At 31.4% G+C, this 20977-nt stretch carries 24 protein-coding genes; 7 read left to right on the top strand and 17 right to left on the bottom strand.

The genetic code is table 11. The features are described from left to right. Positions 1-115: 115 nt before the first annotated feature. The 7 genes from JN168_RS04820 to JN168_RS04790 all read right to left on the bottom strand — a co-directional run bounded on the left by JN168_RS04820 (position 116) and on the right by JN168_RS04790 (position 6099). On the bottom strand, positions 116-961 hold the full coding sequence (locus tag JN168_RS04820; protein ID WP_279526208.1) for a sugar ABC transporter permease: 846 nt from the start codon (positions 959-961) through the stop codon (positions 116-118). 9 nt (positions 962-970) lie between these two features. Continuing rightward, a complete protein-coding gene (locus JN168_RS04815; protein WP_279526207.1) occupies positions 971-2503 on the bottom strand; it encodes an ATP-binding cassette domain-containing protein in 1533 nt (510 codons plus the stop codon). 15 nt (positions 2504-2518) lie between these two features. After that, positions 2519-2833 carry a YfhH family protein gene (locus JN168_RS04810; RefSeq protein WP_042739164.1) on the bottom strand — a complete coding sequence of 105 codons (315 nt, stop codon included), beginning with the start codon at positions 2831-2833 and terminating at the stop codon, positions 2519-2521. Then, positions 2811-3629, bottom strand: a complete 819-nt coding sequence (gene recX / locus JN168_RS04805; RefSeq protein ID WP_042739165.1) for a recombination regulator RecX — start codon at positions 3627-3629, stop codon at positions 2811-2813. Before recX ends, JN168_RS04810 begins: the two co-directional genes overlap by 23 nt. 211 nt (positions 3630-3840) lie before the next feature. Next, the gene (gene sgtB / locus JN168_RS04800) at positions 3841-4653 is read right to left on the bottom strand and encodes a monofunctional peptidoglycan glycosyltransferase SgtB (protein ID WP_042739166.1); all 813 of its coding nucleotides are present in this window, start codon (positions 4651-4653) and stop codon (positions 3841-3843) included. A 659-nt stretch (positions 4654-5312) separates the two neighbouring features. Beyond that, positions 5313-5831, bottom strand: a complete 519-nt coding sequence (locus JN168_RS04795; RefSeq protein ID WP_042739167.1) for a type 1 glutamine amidotransferase domain-containing protein — start codon at positions 5829-5831, stop codon at positions 5313-5315. Between the two features lie 94 nt (positions 5832-5925). Further along, on the bottom strand, positions 5926-6099 hold the full coding sequence (locus JN168_RS04790; protein ID WP_107513199.1) for an SE1561 family protein: 174 nt from the start codon (positions 6097-6099) through the stop codon (positions 5926-5928). Positions 6100-6358: 259 nt separating this feature from the next. Between JN168_RS04790 and yfkAB the strand changes: the two genes are divergently transcribed. Beyond that, positions 6359-7513: a radical SAM/CxCxxxxC motif protein YfkAB gene (gene yfkAB / locus JN168_RS04785; protein WP_107513200.1), complete on the top strand. Its 1155-nt coding sequence runs from the start codon at positions 6359-6361 to the stop codon at positions 7511-7513. A gap of 562 nt (positions 7514-8075) precedes the next feature. Here yfkAB and JN168_RS04780 read toward each other — a convergent pair. The 3 genes from JN168_RS04780 to JN168_RS04770 form a co-directional block, all read right to left on the bottom strand. Further along, positions 8076-8597, bottom strand: a complete 522-nt coding sequence (locus JN168_RS04780) for an acyl-CoA thioesterase (RefSeq protein WP_042739169.1) — start codon at positions 8595-8597, stop codon at positions 8076-8078. 121 nt (positions 8598-8718) lie between these two features. Further along, entirely contained in the window at positions 8719-9954 is a 1236-nt protein-coding gene (locus tag JN168_RS04775; protein WP_229366879.1) for an aminopeptidase, read from the bottom strand. An 18-nt stretch (positions 9955-9972) separates the two neighbouring features. Beyond that, on the bottom strand, positions 9973-10155 hold the full coding sequence (locus JN168_RS04770; RefSeq protein ID WP_082039199.1) for a DUF1128 family protein: 183 nt from the start codon (positions 10153-10155) through the stop codon (positions 9973-9975). A gap of 154 nt (positions 10156-10309) precedes the next feature. Between JN168_RS04770 and JN168_RS04765 the strand changes: the two genes are divergently transcribed. The 3 genes from JN168_RS04765 (at position 10310) to JN168_RS04755 (ending at position 12342) form a co-directional block, all read left to right on the top strand. Beyond that, positions 10310-10774, top strand: coding sequence for a low molecular weight protein-tyrosine-phosphatase (locus JN168_RS04765; RefSeq protein ID WP_042739172.1), 465 nt, complete (start codon positions 10310-10312; stop codon positions 10772-10774). A gap of 6 nt (positions 10775-10780) precedes the next feature. Beyond that, on the top strand, positions 10781-11065 hold the full coding sequence (locus tag JN168_RS04760) for a magnesium transporter CorA family protein (RefSeq protein WP_042739173.1): 285 nt from the start codon (positions 10781-10783) through the stop codon (positions 11063-11065). Positions 11066-11268: 203 nt separating this feature from the next. Then, positions 11269-12342, top strand: a complete 1074-nt coding sequence (locus JN168_RS04755; RefSeq protein ID WP_042739174.1) for a YihY/virulence factor BrkB family protein — start codon at positions 11269-11271, stop codon at positions 12340-12342. A 52-nt stretch (positions 12343-12394) separates the two neighbouring features. Here JN168_RS04755 and vraR read toward each other — a convergent pair whose 3' ends face one another. The 5 genes from vraR to map form a co-directional block, all read right to left on the bottom strand. Continuing rightward, entirely contained in the window at positions 12395-13024 is a 630-nt protein-coding gene (gene vraR / locus JN168_RS04750; RefSeq protein WP_042739175.1) for a response regulator transcription factor VraR, read from the bottom strand. After that, positions 13014-14057 (bottom strand): sensor histidine kinase VraS, encoded by a 1044-nt coding sequence (gene vraS / locus JN168_RS04745; protein WP_042739176.1) that lies wholly within the window; start codon positions 14055-14057, stop codon positions 13014-13016. Before vraS ends, vraR begins: the two co-directional genes overlap by 11 nt. Further along, positions 14054-14755, bottom strand: a complete 702-nt coding sequence (vraT, locus tag JN168_RS04740; protein WP_042739177.1) for a cell wall-active antibiotics response protein VraT — start codon at positions 14753-14755, stop codon at positions 14054-14056. The genes vraS and vraT overlap by 4 nt, the downstream gene beginning before the upstream one ends. A 16-nt stretch (positions 14756-14771) precedes the next feature. Then, positions 14772-15158, bottom strand: coding sequence for a hypothetical protein (locus JN168_RS04735; RefSeq protein ID WP_042739178.1), 387 nt, complete (start codon positions 15156-15158; stop codon positions 14772-14774). 104 nt (positions 15159-15262) lie between these two features. Continuing rightward, positions 15263-16015: a type I methionyl aminopeptidase gene (map, locus tag JN168_RS04730; protein WP_042739179.1), complete on the bottom strand. Its 753-nt coding sequence runs from the start codon at positions 16013-16015 to the stop codon at positions 15263-15265. 174 nt (positions 16016-16189) lie between these two features. Here map and JN168_RS04725 point away from each other — a divergent pair, with 174 nt between their 5' ends. Continuing rightward, on the top strand, positions 16190-17176 hold the full coding sequence (locus JN168_RS04725) for an FUSC family protein (RefSeq protein ID WP_229366878.1): 987 nt from the start codon (positions 16190-16192) through the stop codon (positions 17174-17176). Between the two features lie 299 nt (positions 17177-17475). On the opposite strand, the gene gatD is transcribed toward JN168_RS04725, so the two are convergent. Next, the gene (gatD, locus tag JN168_RS04720; RefSeq protein WP_042739181.1) at positions 17476-18192 is read right to left on the bottom strand and encodes a lipid II isoglutaminyl synthase subunit GatD; all 717 of its coding nucleotides are present in this window, start codon (positions 18190-18192) and stop codon (positions 17476-17478) included. Beyond that, a complete protein-coding gene (gene murT / locus JN168_RS04715; RefSeq protein ID WP_107590090.1) occupies positions 18189-19508 on the bottom strand; it encodes a lipid II isoglutaminyl synthase subunit MurT in 1320 nt (439 codons plus the stop codon). Before murT ends, gatD begins: the two co-directional genes overlap by 4 nt. 171 nt (positions 19509-19679) lie before the next feature. Between murT and ftnA the strand changes: the two genes are divergently transcribed. Together ftnA and JN168_RS04705 are read left to right on the top strand one after the other, a co-directional pair. Continuing rightward, complete coding sequence (gene ftnA, locus JN168_RS04710) at positions 19680-20180, top strand: H-type ferritin FtnA (RefSeq protein WP_042739183.1); 501 nt, start codon at positions 19680-19682, stop codon at positions 20178-20180. A gap of 233 nt (positions 20181-20413) precedes the next feature. Next, positions 20414-20968 carry a 3'-5' exonuclease gene (locus JN168_RS04705; RefSeq protein WP_107526959.1) on the top strand — a complete coding sequence of 185 codons (555 nt, stop codon included), beginning with the start codon at positions 20414-20416 and terminating at the stop codon, positions 20966-20968. The last annotated feature ends 9 nt before the right edge of the window (positions 20969-20977 follow it).

Genomic DNA, 20977 nt, shown 5'->3' with positions numbered 1-20977 from the left:
TTTGCTATTTGTTTTAGAATGCTAAGTTAGATTTTGCAATTAAAATAACCCTTAACTATCTTGTCTAAGTCGTTGACAATGATAGCTAAGGGTTATTTTTTTAATTACGTATCTATTAAGAAGGATTTGAATTTTGAACTACTTCAGAATCTTCATCATTAATTTCAGTTTGGCTAGATATTTTTTGTTGTTTACGTGTAAAAAATATATATTTTTTATTAGCAATTGTACGATACAAAGCATATATAATGACACATAACAATCCAATAAATAAATAGAAGTAAATATGATATGGTAAATTATTTAAACTCAACGCGCCTAAAACGACTGACTGGGAAACGCCCTCAATAAGATAATATACCGGGTTTAACATTAAAATATGTGTCACAATACCTTCATTTGTAGTTGGAATAAAAATAATTGGCACAATAAAAAATGTTATCGCTGAAATAATGTAATATATTAAATTTAATTTCGTCGTTAATATAGAAATTAAACCCATAATAGTTGATACAACAACCATGAATATTAAAGCCATTATCACATAATATAATGTAGAAATAACAGAGCTTTCTATATTAACTGGCGTCGCAAAAATGATAATAATAAGTGAAATAAACATTAAGATACTAGACGCTATAGTAATAATAATATTTTGGAAAATCGGATTTATATTATATAACTTACTAATGAAGTAATCTTTCTTATAAATCAAATAAACTTGGTAAATCGTTATCCACATAAAAGAAAAGCTTGTAAGTGCTGCTAATCGATAATACGCACGCGCTTGTTTTATTTCTTCTGTGTTATTCATTTTAAATACCAACATCATAATTAATAAGATAATAATGCTAGCAACGAATGGCGCAACAAACCATATCCATCTTTCTTTAAAACGTACCAAAACATGTTTTAACAGATATGGTATATTTTTATAAAAATTAATCAAACTATCTATCATTATTCACACCTACAATTCAATATATAACCATTTATTATTTTTTAAATCTGCCATATAGTAACCGTCACCTGATTTAGTAATCCAGAAGTCACCTTCAATATCAAATTTCTTTTTCAATTTATCTTTATCCTTTATCGGAATAGTAAAGCCTGTTAATTTATTTTGATCATTGAAAATCATTGCTATTGGCTGTTGTACAATTGGTACAACAAATCGATTATCTTTATCAGTTTCTGGTACTAACGAATCTGTCACTTTGCCATGCTTTTTATGTAAGTGACTGTTAAAAAATTCATTATAGTTACTATAATTTTTATGCATATATGGTGCTATACTTTTAAAACTATGTGATTCAAACAAACCTGCTGGATCAAAATAACGTAATTTGTTTTTCGCAATTCTATAATTCTTGTTATCTACTACCACACGGTAATATTTTGTATTTTCTCCTGTTATCGTAACAAATCCATATTTAGCAACTGTCTTTGCAGCAGTATTCTGCATGCTATCTAATTTCACAGAATCAGCAAGTACAATTCCATACGCTAGCTTTTCTTCATATGGGTTTTTATGTTGGTTTTGAATTGTAGACTGATCAATATTTTGGTTAATATTTAATTTACCAATGTCATTGAACATTAAAAGAGCCATTATGATCAGCCCTATAAAAAATATACTGATTAAACTCCAAAATCTATAAAACGAAACTGGTGGTCTTACATGATTATAACGTTCAACGCGTCTAAAGTTATATGTTAATTCAGGTATACGTGCCCTAGATTTTTTCCAGTCCACATCAAAATTTTCTTTTTCCTCAGCTGTCTCTAAAGAAGTACGATCAATTTCATGATCTCTATAAAGCGGTAGGACTTGTTTCAGTGAGCCTTCCTTTCTTAATTGACCATGTGAGAACCAAGCTATATAATTACTCGTTCTTGCAACACGCTCGACATCATCCTCTATCATGACCATAGTTAAACTCTTGCTTATGTATTCATCCGTTAATTCAATTGCACGCTCAAAAAATGTCTCATCCAAATGTGTGATAACTTGGTTAAAGATAAGAATACTAGCATTAGATGTACGCGCCAACGTAAATAATAGACGCGCATATGCTTCATCCGTTAATTCATTTATCTTCGTCGTTTCCGCTTCTGTTAAATGAGCATATTTTAAAATCTGTTCCACTTTATGTTCAGATGCTTTATATGGAAATAATAATACCGCATTTTTCACATAATCAAGTACAGTATTATCTTGCATCGACCTATCTTGCATATCTGCATAAAATAAATCAGTCTTTCTTACAACCTTACCTTTATCAGGTTTAATTTCACCACTCAAAATACGACCGACACGTTCTTTAGAAGATTCTGGTTCACCAATAATACCTAAAGCCTCACCTTGATAGATATGTAGGTTAATATTATTCAATTCTATATCTTCAGCATCATAACCAAAAGGTAGATACCATTTTTTAGATTGTTTATTTCTATAATAATGCGTTACATTAAGTAACTTTAAAATAATTGAACTACCCATTCTATCGTCATCCTTCTACAATTTTAATAATGCTACTGGCAATCCTTCTTCAGGTTCTGAACTATTAATTCTAAATCCCCATGCAAATATGCCCTTTAGACGTTCCACCTTAAAATAACTATCTGTACCATCATTTAATTTATAAATTTTACCTATTTCTATTTTAGTTCTATCAACTAAATAGCTTTCGGCCACAATGACTTTACTTTGATAGACGTCATATTCATTTAAAATGCCATTCATCTCAGCTTTTCTCATTTTTTCTTTATAACCTTGAATTTCATGTCTTAATTCAATTTCACTCATCTCACTCAATTTCTTCTGTTCCACTATTGATACCACTCTCTTCTAACTTTGACTTGATTTTATCATAGGTATAACCTTTTCTCATAAGACCTTCTATTGTCTTATTGATCAATTGACTACCCGTATATTTTCTCGTATTTTTATTATAAACTTTTTCTAAATCTTTCTGTATTAATAGATCAACCTCTTCTTCAGATTGTGAAAAATCCATTTCAGACATAACTTCTTTTATCTTTTCAAAGGAATAGCCTTTTTGTAATAGTGATTGCGTTAATTTTTCTTTTCTTTTAATACTTGGTCCCTTTTTTTGATTCCAAATTTTATTAGCTAATTTCAGAATATCTTCCAAAGGTTGTTCCGCTTCATATAGTTGGCCGTATTCATCTATAATTGATTTTTCAATACCAGATTGATGCAACTTCTGTTTATATACCCCAGGACCTTTGTCAGTAGTCAAAATCATTGTATTTTTTAAACTATTTGCAAAATCATTATGATCAATTAGCTTTTCTTTATGACAATAATCAATTACTTTAGCTATTACCATTTCAGAAAATTCTTTCTTAACTAGATATTGTTGTACTTCAAATTCAGTTCTTTTTCTATAAGAAAGGTATTGTATTGCTGCATTTAAAGCCTGTCGATATGACTCGTATTTTTGAATCTTTTCCATATCACTCGCTTCTAAGATTTGACCTTTTTTCAAATTGAATTGGACAAAAGTATCAACATCTATTCCCATTTCAAATGCTTCATCTAAGTATAAATTGAATCGTTCTTTATTGTTTTTTTGCACTTCTATTTTTGTGATTTTCGGCATTTTACTCACTCCACTTAATAAGAATAACTTATATCACATATGAATGGAATTATAGTGACTATTATAATGTTTTTTTAAGCTTTATTTCAAAAAAATATTACCTCATTAGCTATATATACTGTCCCACCTTTCCTATTATAAATTACAATTTTATATATTGAAATTATTGATACAAAAAACTCAACACCTACGTGAGATGTTGAGTTTCTACTTATACACCTAATTGTTCAATAGCTGTACGATATTGCTCTTCAGTAATATAGTTTTGCTGTTTCATTTTTTCTAAATTAACTTTAACTCTATTAATAAAATTATCTGACATATCATTTAAATCATATACGCTAGGTGCATTCACCTTGCTGGCTAACATTGCACTTTGTAACACAGTAATTTGCGGTAAATTTGAATTATTCTTATTCGTTGTTGTGCCAAAATAATGATTAGCGGCTGATTCAACTGTATATTGATTACTTCCAAAGTAAATATTATTTACGTAAAAACTTAAAATTTGATCCTTATCATATGTCTTTTCAACTCTATGCGCTACAAACAATTCTTTAATTTTACGTGTGATGGATTGTTCGTTATCATAAAAATAATTTTTAACAACTTGTTGTGTTAATGTACTACCACCTTGAACATTATTGTCACTTAAAGTTGAAAATAATGCTCGAGAAGTACCTTTGAAATCAAAGCCATGGTGTTTGTAAAAGCGTTCATCTTCCATTGCTACAAATGCACCTTTAGTGTAGTCAGGCATGTCTGCAGCAGATACATAACTTGATTTATCTTCTATACTCTTTAAGTCATCAACATTTGCTTGCAAAGATAAGGCATACATAACACCTATAAAAATTGCGAAGATTAATACGATTGGTAATAATATTTTGAATATTAAACCCCTACCTTTTTTCTTTTTCTGCGGTTTACTCACCGGTTGAACATAAGTGTTGTGATAGGGCTGATTATAATTTTTCTCTTTTGACTGCATTGTGGATTGCTTGTAACGATCGCTTCTTTTCATGCGGCAGCTCCTTTATATTGCTCTCACTATATTATAAGTGAGTTTAACAAGAGTTTAAACGTTTATCTACAAGAAAGTACAAAAATCAGTCGCAAGGTGTATGAATATCTCAATATCAAGTTTTAAAAAGCTTTCAAATGAATAGATTTACTTCAAATAAATAGTTATTTTTACTTAGTGAGCAAATAAAAAAATGTCACTCTCTACTATTTAATAGAAAATAACATTTTTGCTTTAATCAAATTAATTAATAAAACAGTCTAGGACATTAGTCTTTCAGACTAAATTAAAATCGATAATTTTTACTGTTAAATGATTTGTAATTTTACTTAATTCTTCATTACTTAACTCGTTTTTTCAATACTTAGTTTATCTCAGTGATAATTTCTGTCTCAATTACTTCAATATAAAGTGTCTTATTTTTTGTAGTAACAACATATAAGAACTGCGTATTGTTTGCGAGATACCTGAGGTAGTAGGATGCGTGTCGAGACCGAGGATTGACCCAGCCCCAAGTTATCAAGGTATGCAAGCAATAACAAGCCCATCAAAGATTAAAAATCTTTGATGAGCTTAATGCTGGGCATTTATGTCCCAGACTCAAATTGATTTAAAAGTGATGACTTAAATAATTATCAAACACTGTGTTTACGTTATAACTAGTCATTTAGTTGATTAACGATTTCTCTATTGAAATCGTCTAAATCGTCTGGTGTACGGCTTGTTACGATATTTTTATCAACTACTACTGATTCATCGACTACTTGCGCACCAGCGTTAGATAAGTCTTTACGTACATTTAATACAGCAGTAAGTGTACGACCATTTAAATCATCTGTGTCAATTAAGATTTGTGGACCATGGCATATAGCAAATGTTGGCACGTCATTTTTAGTGAAGTACTTAGCAAATGTACCGTATCTACCTTCAGAATCACCACGTAAATGGTCTGGTGAGAAACCACCTGGGATTAATAAACCATCATAGTCTTCTGGTTTTGCATCGGCAATACTTAAATCAACAGTGGCTTTTGCGCCATGTTTCCCAACGACTTCACTATTTGCTTCATCACCAATAATAACGACTTCATGACCTGCCTCTTCAATTGCTTCTTGTGGACTTGTTAATTCAATATCTTCAAATTCATCAGTTACAATAACTGCTACTTTTTTAGCCATGTAATATCACCTTTCTCTTTTATGTTCTATATTTTATATAGACAAAAGTAAAGTGATTTAAACATTATTAAACAAATCTGAATACCTATAGATACTATTGATCATTTGATTTAGATACTGTTTTAACTTTTTCCTCTAATTGATCTAAAAGTCCGATCCATTCATCAATATCTTCCACTCTAACTTCATCAGGGTTTACATGATCAATGTCATCAATGAATTTTTCTAATCTTGTTTTAATTTGATCAATTGTTTGGTTTTCATTCATTTTGTAAGGAACTCCTTTATTTAAGATATGTTAATCCTAACATGAATTTGACAAAAATAGGTATAGTCTGAATAATATTTATAGTAAAATAGAAGAATTAGTACTATTATCATAATCATTTATATACCTATAATGATTACTACATAAAATTTAATTCATTATAAGTAGCTATTAGTAATGATAAATGTTCAATCTGTACATGATAACCGCTAATCAATTCATTTAAATATAGAAAAGCAAAAAGAAGGAAGTTTTAATAATGCTAAACACCTATAGTGTGAATACTAAAAAACCTATCACGATCACTAACGACCCTTGGGAGGCATATAACGATATTCAGGCACATAATCAATTGACGTTGAGTAATATAGAATTTACGACAACTAATTTATGTAATATGCGTTGCAGTCATTGTGCTGTAGGCTATACATTACAAACAACGGACCCTGACCCATTACCAATGGATTTGATTTATCGCAGATTAGATGAAATCCCACACCTAAAAACGATGTCAATTACTGGTGGAGAGCCAATGTTCTCTAAAAAATCTATAAGAAATGTTGTTAAACCATTGTTAAAATATGCCTACGATCGTGGCATCTATGTCCAAATGAACTCAAACTTAACATTGCCATTAGATAGATATTTAGACATTGCAGAATATATTGATGTAATGCACATCTCTCACAATTGGGGAACAATTGATACATTCACCGATGTTGGCTTTGGAGCAATGGAAAAACAACCACCAATCAAAGCTAAATTAAAGTTATACGATCAAATGATTACTAATGCACGTACATTGTCTGAACAAGGTATGTTTATATCTGCAGAAACAATGTTAAACCAAAGTACCTTACCCCATTTAGAAAAAATACATCAAGAAATTGTAAATGATATGAAATGTAGTCGCCATGAAATACATCCGATGTATCCTGCTGATTTTGCCAGTCAATTAGAAGTCTTACCATTAGCTGATATGAAAAAAGCAATTCATCATTTATTAGACTTTCGTGATCCTAATACTTGGATGTTATTTGGTACATTGCCTATTTACCCTTGTATCAATGATGAACAAGACCAAGCATTACTTCAACGATTACGTGATACTGAAAATGTTACTATGAGAAATGATCCTGACGGACGAAACAGATTAAATGTCAATGTGTTTACTGGTAATGTCATTGTGACTGACTTTGGTGATGAAAATGGAACTATTTCTAATATCAAATCAGATAAATTACCAGATGTCTTTAATCAATGGTTACAAACACCTTTAGCACAATCATTAAATTGTCATTGTTCAGAATTTAATTGTTTGGGTCCAAATGTATTAGTAAAAAATATGTATTACCCTAACACTGACTTTAAAGAAAAAGAACGTCAAATGCACCGTATATATTCAATGACATAAAATCATATGTAATAAGTATTTATAAGTGAATATATTACATGAGCCTAGACATTCGTCTTACAGATTAAAATAAATTCGATGACTTTTAACATCCTTTTAGGATGATAAAAAGAAGCACCATAGAAATGGTTGCATACATTTTTGTGGAATTGTTTCTCCTAAATGATATTCAATAGGTGCGATGTCGGTTTTAGGTATAAGTATTACAGTTTCCATTGGTAGAGTTAATTGAGATATATTTAAAATTTTTATACATAAGACACCTCGTTAATTTAGTTTAGTATGTTTATTAAATTATACGAAGTGTCTTCTTTTTTGTAGAAATGACATATATGCACTTCGTCTTGTTTTCGAGACACCTGAGGGATTAGGATGAGTGCCAAGACCAATGCTCGACCCATCCCCCCCTAGATAAGCGATCAATAACAAGCCCATTAAAGATCAAAAATCTTTGATGAGCTTTACGAAACAATGATTTACAACACAACATATAAAAAAACTACCTACAAAACAATAATGTTCTGTAGATAGTTTCATCATTTAAGAATTTAACACCTATACTTTATTCTATTTTTTGTACATTCGACAAAAATTCTATTGTGTTTTTACTCTCTGTTCGACGTTCTTTACGTCGTTTAACGCGAGCAGGCGCCGTATCATGGAACCATTTTTCAGTTTCAGATTCAGGATATACGTCTGGGACTCCAACAGGCTTACCTTGATCATCCAATGCAACAAATGTTAAAAAACTAAGTGCTGCTAAATGACGTTCATTATTCAATACATCTTCAATTATAATTTGTACACATACTTCCATAGATGATGTGCCTGCAAATGTGACCATCGCTTCGTAAGATACAACATCTCCTGTTTTTATTGGCTTCAAGAAGTCTACAGAATCCGTAGACGCTGTCACCACTTGTGCATTACTATGTTTCATAGCTGTAATAGCAGCAATTTGATCAATATTAGCCATCATAGTTCCACCAAACATTGTGTGATGGTGGTTAGTGTCTTGTGGAAAAACTTGTAACGCCTTCACACTTCGTCCTTCTGACATTGGCTTACTCTTTCGATTTCCCATATATACTCATATCCCCTCTTTAAGTCGTATGACCTATCTGTAAATTATTTATACAAACAAGATTTAATTCAATTTTTCCCATTATAATTTTCATCATCGTTTATATCTCAGTTATTAGAATTTATGCCCAATTACCATTTTCAAATACTAATTCCTTTTTACCATCTTGTGTAATGCCATATATTGTTAAGTCCGAACTTCCAATCATAAAGTCAACATGTATTAATGAATCATTTAGTCCATTCTCTATTTTCTCTTCAGTAGTCATTTCTGTACCACCTTGAAGGTTAAATGCATATGCAGCACCTAATGCAACATGACATGATGCATTTTCATCAAATAACGTATTATAGAAAATCGTATTTCTATTTGAAATTGGGGAATCATCAGGTACTAATGCAACTTCACCTAAACGTTTGGCACCATCATCGGTATTTAATAAATCTCTTAATACCGCTTCTCCTTGAGCTGCTTCAAAATCTATAACTTCACCATCTTTGAACGTAAGTTTAAAGCCATCTATAATATTACCATTATGGCTTAATGGCAATTTATTCGTTACATAACCATTTACTTTCGCTCTATGTGGTGCAGTAAACACTTCTTCAGTAGGAATATTGGCAACAAATTTTTGTCCTTTACTTGTATAGCTTGTCGCATCTTCCCAGATATGGCCATCAGGTAATCCTATTTCTAAATCTGTACCTTCAGAGATATATTGTAACGCTTTATATTGTTTACTTTGTAATTTTTCTGCATGTTTACTTAAGTTAGCAACATGATTTTTCCAATTTTCAACCGGATCATTGCCATCTACACGAACAATATCTAACACTTCATCAATAAATTTCTCATATGCATCACCCTCATTTAACTCAGGGTATACACGTTTCGCCCAAGCTTTAGAAGGATATGCGGCAACACACCATGGAAATTCATTTTTCTGACTTTTTTCCATATAGCCTTTATACGCAATTGAATATGCGCGTTGGAAAGTTCCTAATTTATCATTATCAATTCCGTTCAATAAGTCTGGATCTTGAGTGATTAACGCAAGGTTTGCTGCACCTCTATTAACATAATCCATTCTTTTTTCTACTTCATATGCTTTAACTTCATTATTCTCAAAATGGTCTAACGATTCATGTTCAAATTTCAAACGTGTTAACCTATCATCACTATATTCAACCTTAACATCTGAAGCTCCTCTTTCATAAGCAGCTTCAACTATGTAATGTGTCAATTCTAATGCGTCTACACTTGAACGAATAAATACCGGTTGCCCTTTTTGTACATTCATACCTACATTTACGAGTAATTGCGCATATTGCTGTAACTTATCTTGTAAATTTGTCATATTAACACGCTCCTTTGTTTATTTGCGAAGTTGTCCAAGTGCATCTGCAATAGCCGCTGTTTCACTTGGAGTAAAAGAATCTTTAGAAGTAACATACTCATGGATTTCTTGCACTTCTTCTTCATTCGCAGTCTTATATTTTTCTGGATCAATTAAACTTTGATTAACCAAGTTTAATTTTTCACGAATTTCTTCAATCATTTGTTCATTTCTTGTTGTCACAGTACTCACCTCTTTTTACGTTTTATTTTATCAAAATTACCTATCTTGTTAAACTTTTATCATAAATGCCCTTTAGAAATGATTAAAAAAGCTTTAAAATGGGAATTAGGATTATACAATTTGGAGGTACACAATGATTTCAGTAGCATTTGTTTGTCTTGGAAATATTTGTCGTTCACCTATGGCTGAAGGCATCATGAGACAAAGATTACAAGAACGCAACATTACCGACATAAAGGTGTATTCACGAGGTACAGGTAAATGGAATCTCGGTGAACCACCACATGAAGGTACGCAAGACATACTATCACGAAATAATATTTCGATTGATGGAATGATTAGTGAGTTATTCACATCTACAGATGATTTCGATTATATCATTGCAATGGATCAAAGTAATGTTGAAAACATACGTAACATCAACCCAAATATCAAAGGACAATTGTTTAAACTATTAGAGTTTAGTGATATGGAGGAAACAGATGTCCCTGATCCATACTATACAAATAATTTCGAAGGTGTATATAAAATGGTACAATCATCTTGTGATAATTTAATTGATTTTATACTTAAAGATTCAAATTTAGGAGAGGGGTAACACGACATGCAAAACAAATTAATACCGGGAATTTTATTAGGTGCCGTGATTGGAGGCACTATAACTTTAGCAGATAAATCAACACGCCAATCATTAAAACAATCAATTAAAGATGCTAAAGAAGGTAATCGTTCACAAAAACCTTCAAAAATTGGGAATATTAAAGATGAAGTACTTTACTGGAAAGATGTAGTTGAAGAAATTAGACGCAACAATCCTGAATTAGAACGTTCATTAAAGGATGCAAAGGATACATTTGTAGACCGTAAAAATAATCGTTTAAATGGTTAACTTTATTTAACCACTTTGCAAACAATACTAGAGTGCATTTGCTCTGGTATTGTTTTTTTATACAATCAAAAGTCTAAACAATATTTTTAAAAAAGATAAATTAGAGTTTTATAGAAAGAATCACGTAACACATATTTACCAAAAACAATTTTTACAGTATATTAAAGTGGTATATGAAAATATAATACATAAGGAGCTTTGATATGTCTAAACAAAAACGAAGTACTTCTGAATTCCTTAATGAAATTAAAGAGGAAGAACAAGAAACACATACTCAAAATGAACATAAAAGTAAATCGAAACGTGATCGAACTTATATCACACCTGATCAATTCAAATCAAAGTCAGCAAAGAAAGAAAATCAAACATTTTTTGTATCTCGCATTAATAAACCTGTAAAGTATACCAAGGATTCTAATTTTTTCTCATATTTAATTTATCGTATTGGTAAAGATGATGCATCAGGTCTATCTGCACAATTATCATATTACTTTATGCTATCACTTTTTCCAATGTTACTATTCTTATTGTCTATAGTTCCTATGGTAGGTATAAAACAGTCGACGATTCGTTCTATGATTAAAGAACATGTACCACCAGATTACGCACCCCAAGTATCATCTATAATTGGAGATATCATGGGCAACGCAAGTAGTGGCTTACTTTCAATCGGTTTAATAATGGCATTGTGGTCAGCTTCTAATGGTATGACCGCAATCATGAATTCATTTAACGTTGCATACGATGTTGAAGACAGTAGGAACTTTATCGTCTCTAAATTACTCAGTGTACTTTTCACACTAGCAATGGTTATTATCTTCCCAATTGCAATGATTTTACCAACATTTGGCCAGCAAATTGGTGCACTGCTATTTGGTCCACTCGGTCTTGGTGAACAAGTTAAGATTATTTTTAACTTAGTGAGATTTATTTTACCTCTCATTATTGTGTTTATAGCTTTTGTTGTATTGTACACATTAGCACCTAATGTGAAGATTAAAATGAAATCTGTTATACCTGGTGCTATTTTTGCAACAATTGTATTTTTAGGTGGGACTTACCTATTTAGTATTTATATTTCTAATTTTGCCAACTATTCTAAAACATATGGTAGTATCGCCGGGGTTATCATATTAATGCTTTGGTTATACATTACTGGTTTTATTATCATTATTGGCGCTGAAATTAATGCAATTATGCATCAACGAAAAGTAATCGCCGGTAAAACACCAGAAGAACAAACATTAGCAGAAATCAATAATCAACAGAATATATAAATATAAAATTAATAATAAAAAGGACAATCGAAATAATCGATTGTCCTTTTTATTATTGAATTAAATTATGTTGAAAGGCATAGATAACAGCCTGTGTTCTATCTTGAACTTCAAGTTTACTCAATATATTACTAACATGTGTCTTAACGGTCTTAATTGTTATATGTGATGCGCTCGCGATTTCTTGATTTGAATAACCTTTAGCTATAAGTAATAAGATTTCCATTTCACGCTCTGTTAACATTTCATATAATTCTGCACGTTGTTTCATTCTATTACGCATTTTCACTAGTACTTCTGCTTCAAAAACAGATTCACCAGCATGTGTTTTCCTAATTGCTTCAGCAATATCACTTGCACTTGTTGTCTTTAGAATATAACTATCAACCCCTGAATCTAGTGCTCGATATACTTCGTTATCTTCTATATAACTTGTTAACATAACTACTTTGATTTGAGGTAAGTCCTTTTTAACTTGCTCGGTAGCTTCGACACCGTCCATGTCATCCATGAGTAAATCCATCAAGATTAAATCTGGTTGTAGTTCATGTGCCTTTTCAATAGCTTCTTTTCCTGATTTACCTTCTCCTACCACATCAATATCTGACTGTGTTGATAAATAACTTGAAATTCCTATTCTAACCATTTCATGATCATCAACAAATAATACTTTAATCGTCATTAGACTCCTCCTTATTTAACGGTGCTTTCACTTCAATTCTTGTACCTGCATCAGGTAACGATACAATATGGAAAGTCGCGCCAATTTCAAGTGCACGTTCTCGCATATTTTTCAACCCATAACTTTGCTCTAATTTATCGTCAACATTAAAGCCTTTCCCATCATCTTGAATACGTAATAAAAGATAATCTTCTTTATTAAATAATTCAATCGTAACTTTAGTTCCCTTAGAATGTCTTAATGTATTAGAAATAGCTTCTTGCGTTATTCTAAACAAATGATCCTCGATACCTTTAGGTACTTTAAATTCTTCAATATCATGTACAACCTTCATAGGTACTTTCTTTTGTAAATCAACGACTAAATCTTTAATACCTTCACCTAATGATTTATCTTTTAAACCAATTGGTCTCAAATGTAAGAGTAAAGCACGCATTTCTAGTTGTGAATCTTGAATCATTTTTTCTAGGACTGGAATTTGTTGGTTTAAAGGTGGCTCCAAGTTCGATTCTTTAATAGCTGAAAGCATCATACTCGCAGCGAACAATTGCTGACTTACAGAATCATGTAATTCTCTAGCTAACCTTTGTCTTTCATCTTCTATTATTTTTTTAACCTTAACGTCATTAATATTGTATGACTCATTTGTTAAATTTTGCGTCTTCATACGCAGTTTATGTACCTCTTGATTAAGTGGCACTAACGTTTGGTACAATTCTATCGTTTCATTGTACAGTTCAATATTTTGGTCATTAATCCCTACTGTTTGACCTTCAATTGAGCGTTCTATTTGGTTTTGTAACCAATGATTTTGTTGATTTATTTTATAAGCTAAAACAGAACCCACAATGATACATAACAATATTACTAGTAAATTTAGAAAAAGTAATACTGGAATACCAAATATTTGTGTGTAAAACATGCCCTGGAAATACATGATATTTACAAACACTTTATCTATAAAAAAGATTGCAAAAAATGTACTATAAACTAATATTAACATCGAGCCAATCGCTCTTATATAGTGATTCACTTATAAATCACCTCAACATCACCTAAGAATGTTGAAACAAAGATATTCACAGCATAATTTTCAGCTTTAGTCTGTTCTTCAACCTTTATATTATTGTTTTCCACTTTGTAAGACTTATCATTAATATAAGCATTACCATATAAAGTGGTGAAATTTAATTTAATATTATAATTAAGCGGAACAATGATTTGTACTTTACCTAAAATATGTCTCACAACAACTGTATTATTTTCCTTAATATTTGCTGCTTTTGACATATCTATATGGACATCACCAATGCCGTGTTGAACCTGTAAATCTTCCCATTTATATACATAAACTGGTGTACGTTGTTCACCAAACCATTTTTGCTTAATAAACTCGGGTGACTCTACATCTTCGTCCGTTGCAACAACTTTTAATGGTTTAAATCTATAAATAATATATCTCACAATTAAGACAATTAAAAAGATAAATAAAATTATAATAGTGTATTTATTAGAGAGTAATGTAAAGGCAATTAATAATGTTCCTATCCAAAAAGACAATAGTCCTCTTACTTTATGAAAATATAAGTAACCTACATAAACTAAAATGCACCCTAGTAATAACACTAATAAGAAGCCAATCTTTTCAAAGAAAATGTAATAAAAATTGGCTATGATCATTAAAGCTGTAAATATGATCAACATTTCAGTTGATATATATTTATGAGTCATGTTTCGCCACCTTTCTTCAAGCGACTAAACTAATACGTTCGATTAAATCACATTCTGTTTCTACATTCGCTTTCTCTGTAGCTTGATGTGATAAATCGGCTTCAATTCTCGCGTAGTCTGCTTCCATTCCATTTAATTTATTTTTAATATTTTCAATTTCATTATCATCGATTTCCTTAGCGCAATAAATATGTTTTTCCTCTATTTTATCGATATATTTATTCTCTAAGGTTAAAGTTAAACTGTCAATTAATTCTTCTAAATATGCTTTTCTTTCAATTAAGTATTTGATATATAATTCGATGCTTCTTAATTTTTTATCTAATGCATCTCTGTATTCTACTAAACTGCTATAAAATGTATTTCTCGTAACTTTTTCTAAATATAACGTAATATAATTCATAGAATCACCTCATGCTTGATTAGATTCTATTATAAAAAATATCCGGAGCCATTGTAATAGGCTCCGGAACCATCTTATATTAGGACTTTAGACCGAAACACCTTTTAATCTATTTTAGTAGTTAAAACAGGTCCATCTTTTGTCACAATCACTGTGTGTTCAATTTGTGCAACAAAACTTTTATCATTTGTTTCAAATGCCCATTCATTTTTACCTTCTGTAACGAATGTAGCATTTGTTGAAATAAACGGCTCTACTGCTATTACAGTGCCCTCTTTTAATAATGTTTTATCTTTTGGATCATAATAATTCATTACGTGGTTTGGTGCTTCGTGTAATGATTGGCCAACACCATGCCCCGTTAGGTTTTTGATTACTGTCAAATCATTTTTACGTGCTGTTGCGTGTACAGCCTTCCCGATTTGACTTAATTTAGTACCTGGTTTCACCTTAGTCATTGCCGCTTCAAATGCTTCTAAAGCCACATCGCATACCTTTTGCTTTAATGGATTATCTGATTCTCCGACTACAAATGAAATTCCAGTATCTGCATAATAACCATTCTTTAATGCAGAAACATCTATATTTACCAAGTCGCCTTCTTTAATTGTGCGTTTACCAGGGATACCATGAGCAACTTCTTCATTTACACTAATACATGTTTGCCCTGGGAAGTTTTCATCATGGATAGGTGCAGAAATTGCACCATGTTCTTCAAATAAATCCTTTGCAATATCATCTAATTCTTTAGTTGTGATACCAGGTACTGTAGCAGCTTGCATTTTGTCGCGAACTAAAGCACAGATGTAACCAATGTCTTTTAACGCAATTAATTCTTCTTCTGTTTTTACAATCATTTTATCCCGTTCCTTTTTAAAATTTATATTCTTTCTTATTATAGCAGATTTTTTTTGATATAATAAATTAGAAAAATTCAACAAGTACAGTTTAACACTATACTTGAATGAATCATACGGCAACTTTTGTTTATATACTACGTTTGATTTTTTAATCTACTAGGAGTTTTGTTAATGAATGATAATTGGTATAAACGCATTATCGGTGCAAGAACAATTAAAACAGGTTTAGCTACATTTTTAACTGCATTTTTTTGTTTAGCCTTAGATTTAAATCCTATTTTCGCAATATTAACAGCTATCGTAACAATAGAACCAACTGCTAAAGCATCATTAAAAAAAGGCTACAAACGTTTGCCTGCAACTGTAATTGGTGCATTATTTTCTGTTGTATTCACCTTTATCTTTGGTGACCAGTCGCCATTTTCATACGCCTTTAGTGCAACATTTACTATTATTTTATGTACTAAACTTAATTTACATGTTGGTACCACGGTAGCAACGCTTACAGCGATGGCGATGATTCCAGGTATACATGAAGCATACTATTTCAATTTCTTTTCGCGTTTATTGACTGCCATTATCGGATTGGTCACTGCTGGGTTAGTCAACTTCATCGTCTTACCACCCAAGTATTATGATCAACTTGAAGACAATATTAATTTAACGGAATCTTTGATGTATGATTTATTCAACACACGCATGAAACAACTGTTACTTGGGAAGTTTACTAAAGGAGCACCCTTCAATCAATTGAACGCATTGTTAGATTTAAACCAAAAGGTAGAAACACTGCTATCCTATCAAAAAGACGAACTCAGTTACCATAAACACCATGACGATGAATGGATCAGACTTAAATCATTAACGACACGCTCACACACTAACAGATTATTTATCACACATCTTTCTAACCTTGTTTATTTACCTAAGGATACATATGAAGTGTTTACTTGCGAGGAACGCCTTGCAATACTTAATATTGCACATAGTATTAGTGAAATTCATAAAACCGGACATTTCGAAAGACAACAACGTGCTGCTTCCGTGTTAAAAGCATCTGTTAAAGGGTTAGATGAATTTGATGACAATCAAATAAAGAGCCATATTATTTACGAAATATTATTAATCTATCGTATATTAGATCATCGATTTGCCTAAATGGTTACAATCGATTTTAAACACTTTACTCTTCTTGTCATACAGTTTCAAACCAAGGTTCATTTAAAGTCTTTATTGGTAATTGTCTAGACTTTGTTTATTATATTTAGTACATTGCTAAAGTACCTGATAACGTGATAGACCTCGTTTAGTCACTGGTTAAATGATTGTTTCTAAGAAATCATCAAATCAAAACAGAATATTTCCATATAAAAACTGCCAATACAGTGCACGCACTGTATTGGCAGTTTTAGTTATATCTTTATTAAACCTATAAGAATAGGATTATGCTATACCTGTTACTTTGAAACACGGTCGACAATAACTTGCTTTGCCGCTTCTTCTTCCGTATTATCTAATTGTTTCGGCTCGAATGGAATATTCTTTCTCTCACATGCCTTCTCCAATAAATAATCCGTTATTTCATGATTTTTAGGTAAAATTGGCCCATGTAAATAAGTACCTAATAAATTTTTATAATGAATCCCTTCTTTTGCATCGTCATCATTATTACCAAAACCATGCACGACTTTACCTAGCGTACCAAAATTATGATACGTTCTTCCACCATGGTTCTCAAAACCAACAATTGTACCAAATGTCTCACTTTCAATTACTATATCACCAGTCAGTCGGTCAGTTTGTGATTTAGTATAAAAGTCTAAAATGTTTAAACCTGCTAATTCTGTACCATCAGGTGTAATATATTTACTGCCTAAAAACTGATAACCGCCACAAATTGTTAAGCCTGGCATACCGTCTTCAATTGCAGTTTTTAATTTTTCTTTAATTTTACTTAGTTCTTTAGTAGCTAATGATTGTTCTCTATCACTACCACCACCGATAAAGAAAATATCACAGTCATCTAATGTTACACCTTCAGTTTCATTTACATTTCTGACATTTAATTTAATGTTTCTCAGCTTGGCACGTTGCTTTAATGCAATGATATTCCCTATATCACTATAAAGGTTTAATTTATCTGGCATAAAGTGATAAACCGTTAATTCGTTCATTTATCTTTCCCCTCCTCAAAAGAGTGGTTTAACTGACTAAGCATTGGCGTTAATGAAGTATAGTTTGGTATCGCCACAGTAAAACTCTCTTTAAACTCCATTGACTTAGCAGTGGCCTTATAAATGTCTTTCTCTAATATGATTGGTACATTTACTTCAGCCAATTTCAATCTCAATTGTAACTCTTCCGCACGAGTCCCTGTAACGATTATCGCTTCAATATCCTGACGTGTTAGCTTTTCAAAGTCGGCATCATAAATCCAGGATGTGTCCTTTCCATCAGCAGCATTGTCATTTAAACTCATTAGATATACTTTACGTCCTTCTAATTGTTCACCTACTGAAAGACTCGCATTCATACCGGCAGGATTTTTAGCTAGGTTTATCATTGCTTCTTTACTATCTTTTCTGAAATATTGCATACGTCCATTATTTGATGTGTATGTTTCAAATCCTCTTCGTATCGCATCATTATTTAATCCTAATTCTCTCAGAACTGTATATGCTGCAATTGTATTATAAGCATTAAAATCGCCTGCAATTTTCATATTAAACATTTCATTTTCAATGGATATATTAATAAAAGGGGTTAAATCAAAGTGAGATACTTCGTATTTCGTTGCTTCACGCTTAAAGCCACAATTACAATGATAATGCCCAATTTGGTTATAATGGATATAATCATAATGTAATAGTTGTCCGCAATTAGGACAATACTTGCTCTCATTCATTGTACTTTGTTCAAATTCATGTGCATGAGCTTTCATACCGTAATATTCAACTGTATCACTTGCAATCTTCAATCTACTTACAAATGGATCATCAGCATTTAGTAACAACTTTATACCTTTATTACTAATAGCATTAGCAATATTGTTAACCATAATATCAATTTCACCAAAGCGGTCCATTTGGTCTCGGAAGAAGTTTGTGAATACCATCATTGTCGGCGTTACTTCATTTAGCACTCTTGGTATCGATCCTTCATCAATCTCAATAACAGCAATCTTTGTTGCTGGTTTGATTTGTAAAATGAATGCCGAAGTGATGCCAGCTGCCATGTTCGCACCTTCATTATTATGTATGATTTTAATATCATTGGCTCTTAAAGTATGACCTATTAAATTTGAAGTGGTTGTTTTCCCATTTGTACCACTTATAAATACAATTTCATCCACTTGAGAAGCTAATTTTCTTAATATATTTTTATCTACTCTTCTAGCAATTTGACCTGGCAAGTCAGTGCCCTTTTTCCCTGCAGCTCTGCTCGCTTGCCTTGCTACTTTTGCTAGTCGTGTCGCAGTCCAACGTCTCATGTCGTTCCTCCTCTACTTCTTCACTTAAAATATTATAACATGATTAAGTTGTATTCCAAACAATTCTCATTAAGAATTATCATACCCAATCTCTAGATTATAATAATTATTATTTACTAATGAGAATAGATTTGTTATACTAAAAAAAATGATATATGGAGGCTATTACTTATGTTAAACAAAGAATTGTTAGACGCATTAAATGAACAAATGAACCATGAATTTTACGCAGCCCATGCATACATGGCAATGGCAGCATACTGTGACAATGGTTCATATGAAGGTTTTGCTAACTTTTATATCCAACAAGCTAAAGAAGAAAGATTTCATGGTCAAAAAATTTATGATTACATTAATGACCGTGGTGAAAAAGCAGTGTTCTCAGCTATTTCAGCACCAAAATCTGATTTCAAAAATATTTTAGAAACATTTGAAGATGGACTTGCACAAGAACAAGATGTTACACGTCGTTTCTATAATTTATCAGAATTAGCAAATAAAGATAAAGATTATGCAACAATTTCATTTTTAAATTGGTTCCTAGATGAACAAGTTGAAGAAGAATCAATGTTTGAAACACACATCGATTACTTGAAACGTATCGGTGATGATAGCAATACACTTTATTTATACGAAAAAGAACTTGCAGCACGTACATTTAATGAAGAATAAGGTTCATAATTCAGTCTATATTTTTTAAACTTAAGTTCAATCGTTCCATAACGGCTCACCCATTCACATTTAAGAATGGGTTTTTTATATTTTATCACTGCTATTAATTATGCAAGTTGTGCCATGAATATTACTATATAGTGTATAATAATATTACTAACAATATGGATATTATTTATAATTGAAGCTAGTAATTTAAACGATATATTTTTACTTTGAAAGGAACTTGCACAATGAAAGACGACGCATTTATTGCCTTGGACTTTGAAACTGCAAATGGTAAACGCACAAGCATTTGTTCAGTTGGTATGGTTAAAGTAGTCAATCATCAAATCACTGAAACATTTTACACATTAGTAAATCCGAATGACTATTTTTCTCAACAAAACATAGCAGTACACGGTATTCAACCAGATGATGTTCAAAATGCACCTGACTTTGCATTTGTCTATCCACATATGTTGGATTTTATTGGTAATTTACCTGTTGTTGCGCATAATGCTGCGTTTGATATGAATGTATTGCATGAAAGTATAAAGGCAATAGGTCAACAAACACCTAGTATGAGATACTTTTGTTCATTGCAATTATCCAGAAGAACAATCAATCACCATCGCTATGGACTAAATTATATGATGCAATATTACAATTTAGATTTCCATGGTCATCATGATGCATTAAATGATGCGAAAGCATGCGCTATGATAACATTCAGATTATTACAACACTATGAAAATTTAGATAGCATGTTAAAAATTTATGGAAAAGATTTAACTGATAAAGATTAGTTTATTAAT

It is taken from the genome of Staphylococcus gallinarum (assembly GCF_029774255.1).
In the GTDB taxonomy this organism is placed as follows: Bacteria; Bacillota; Bacilli; order Staphylococcales; family Staphylococcaceae; genus Staphylococcus; species Staphylococcus gallinarum.
The sequence above is the reverse complement of the archived record's forward strand: the minus strand, read 5'-3'. Positions and strand labels throughout refer to the sequence as shown.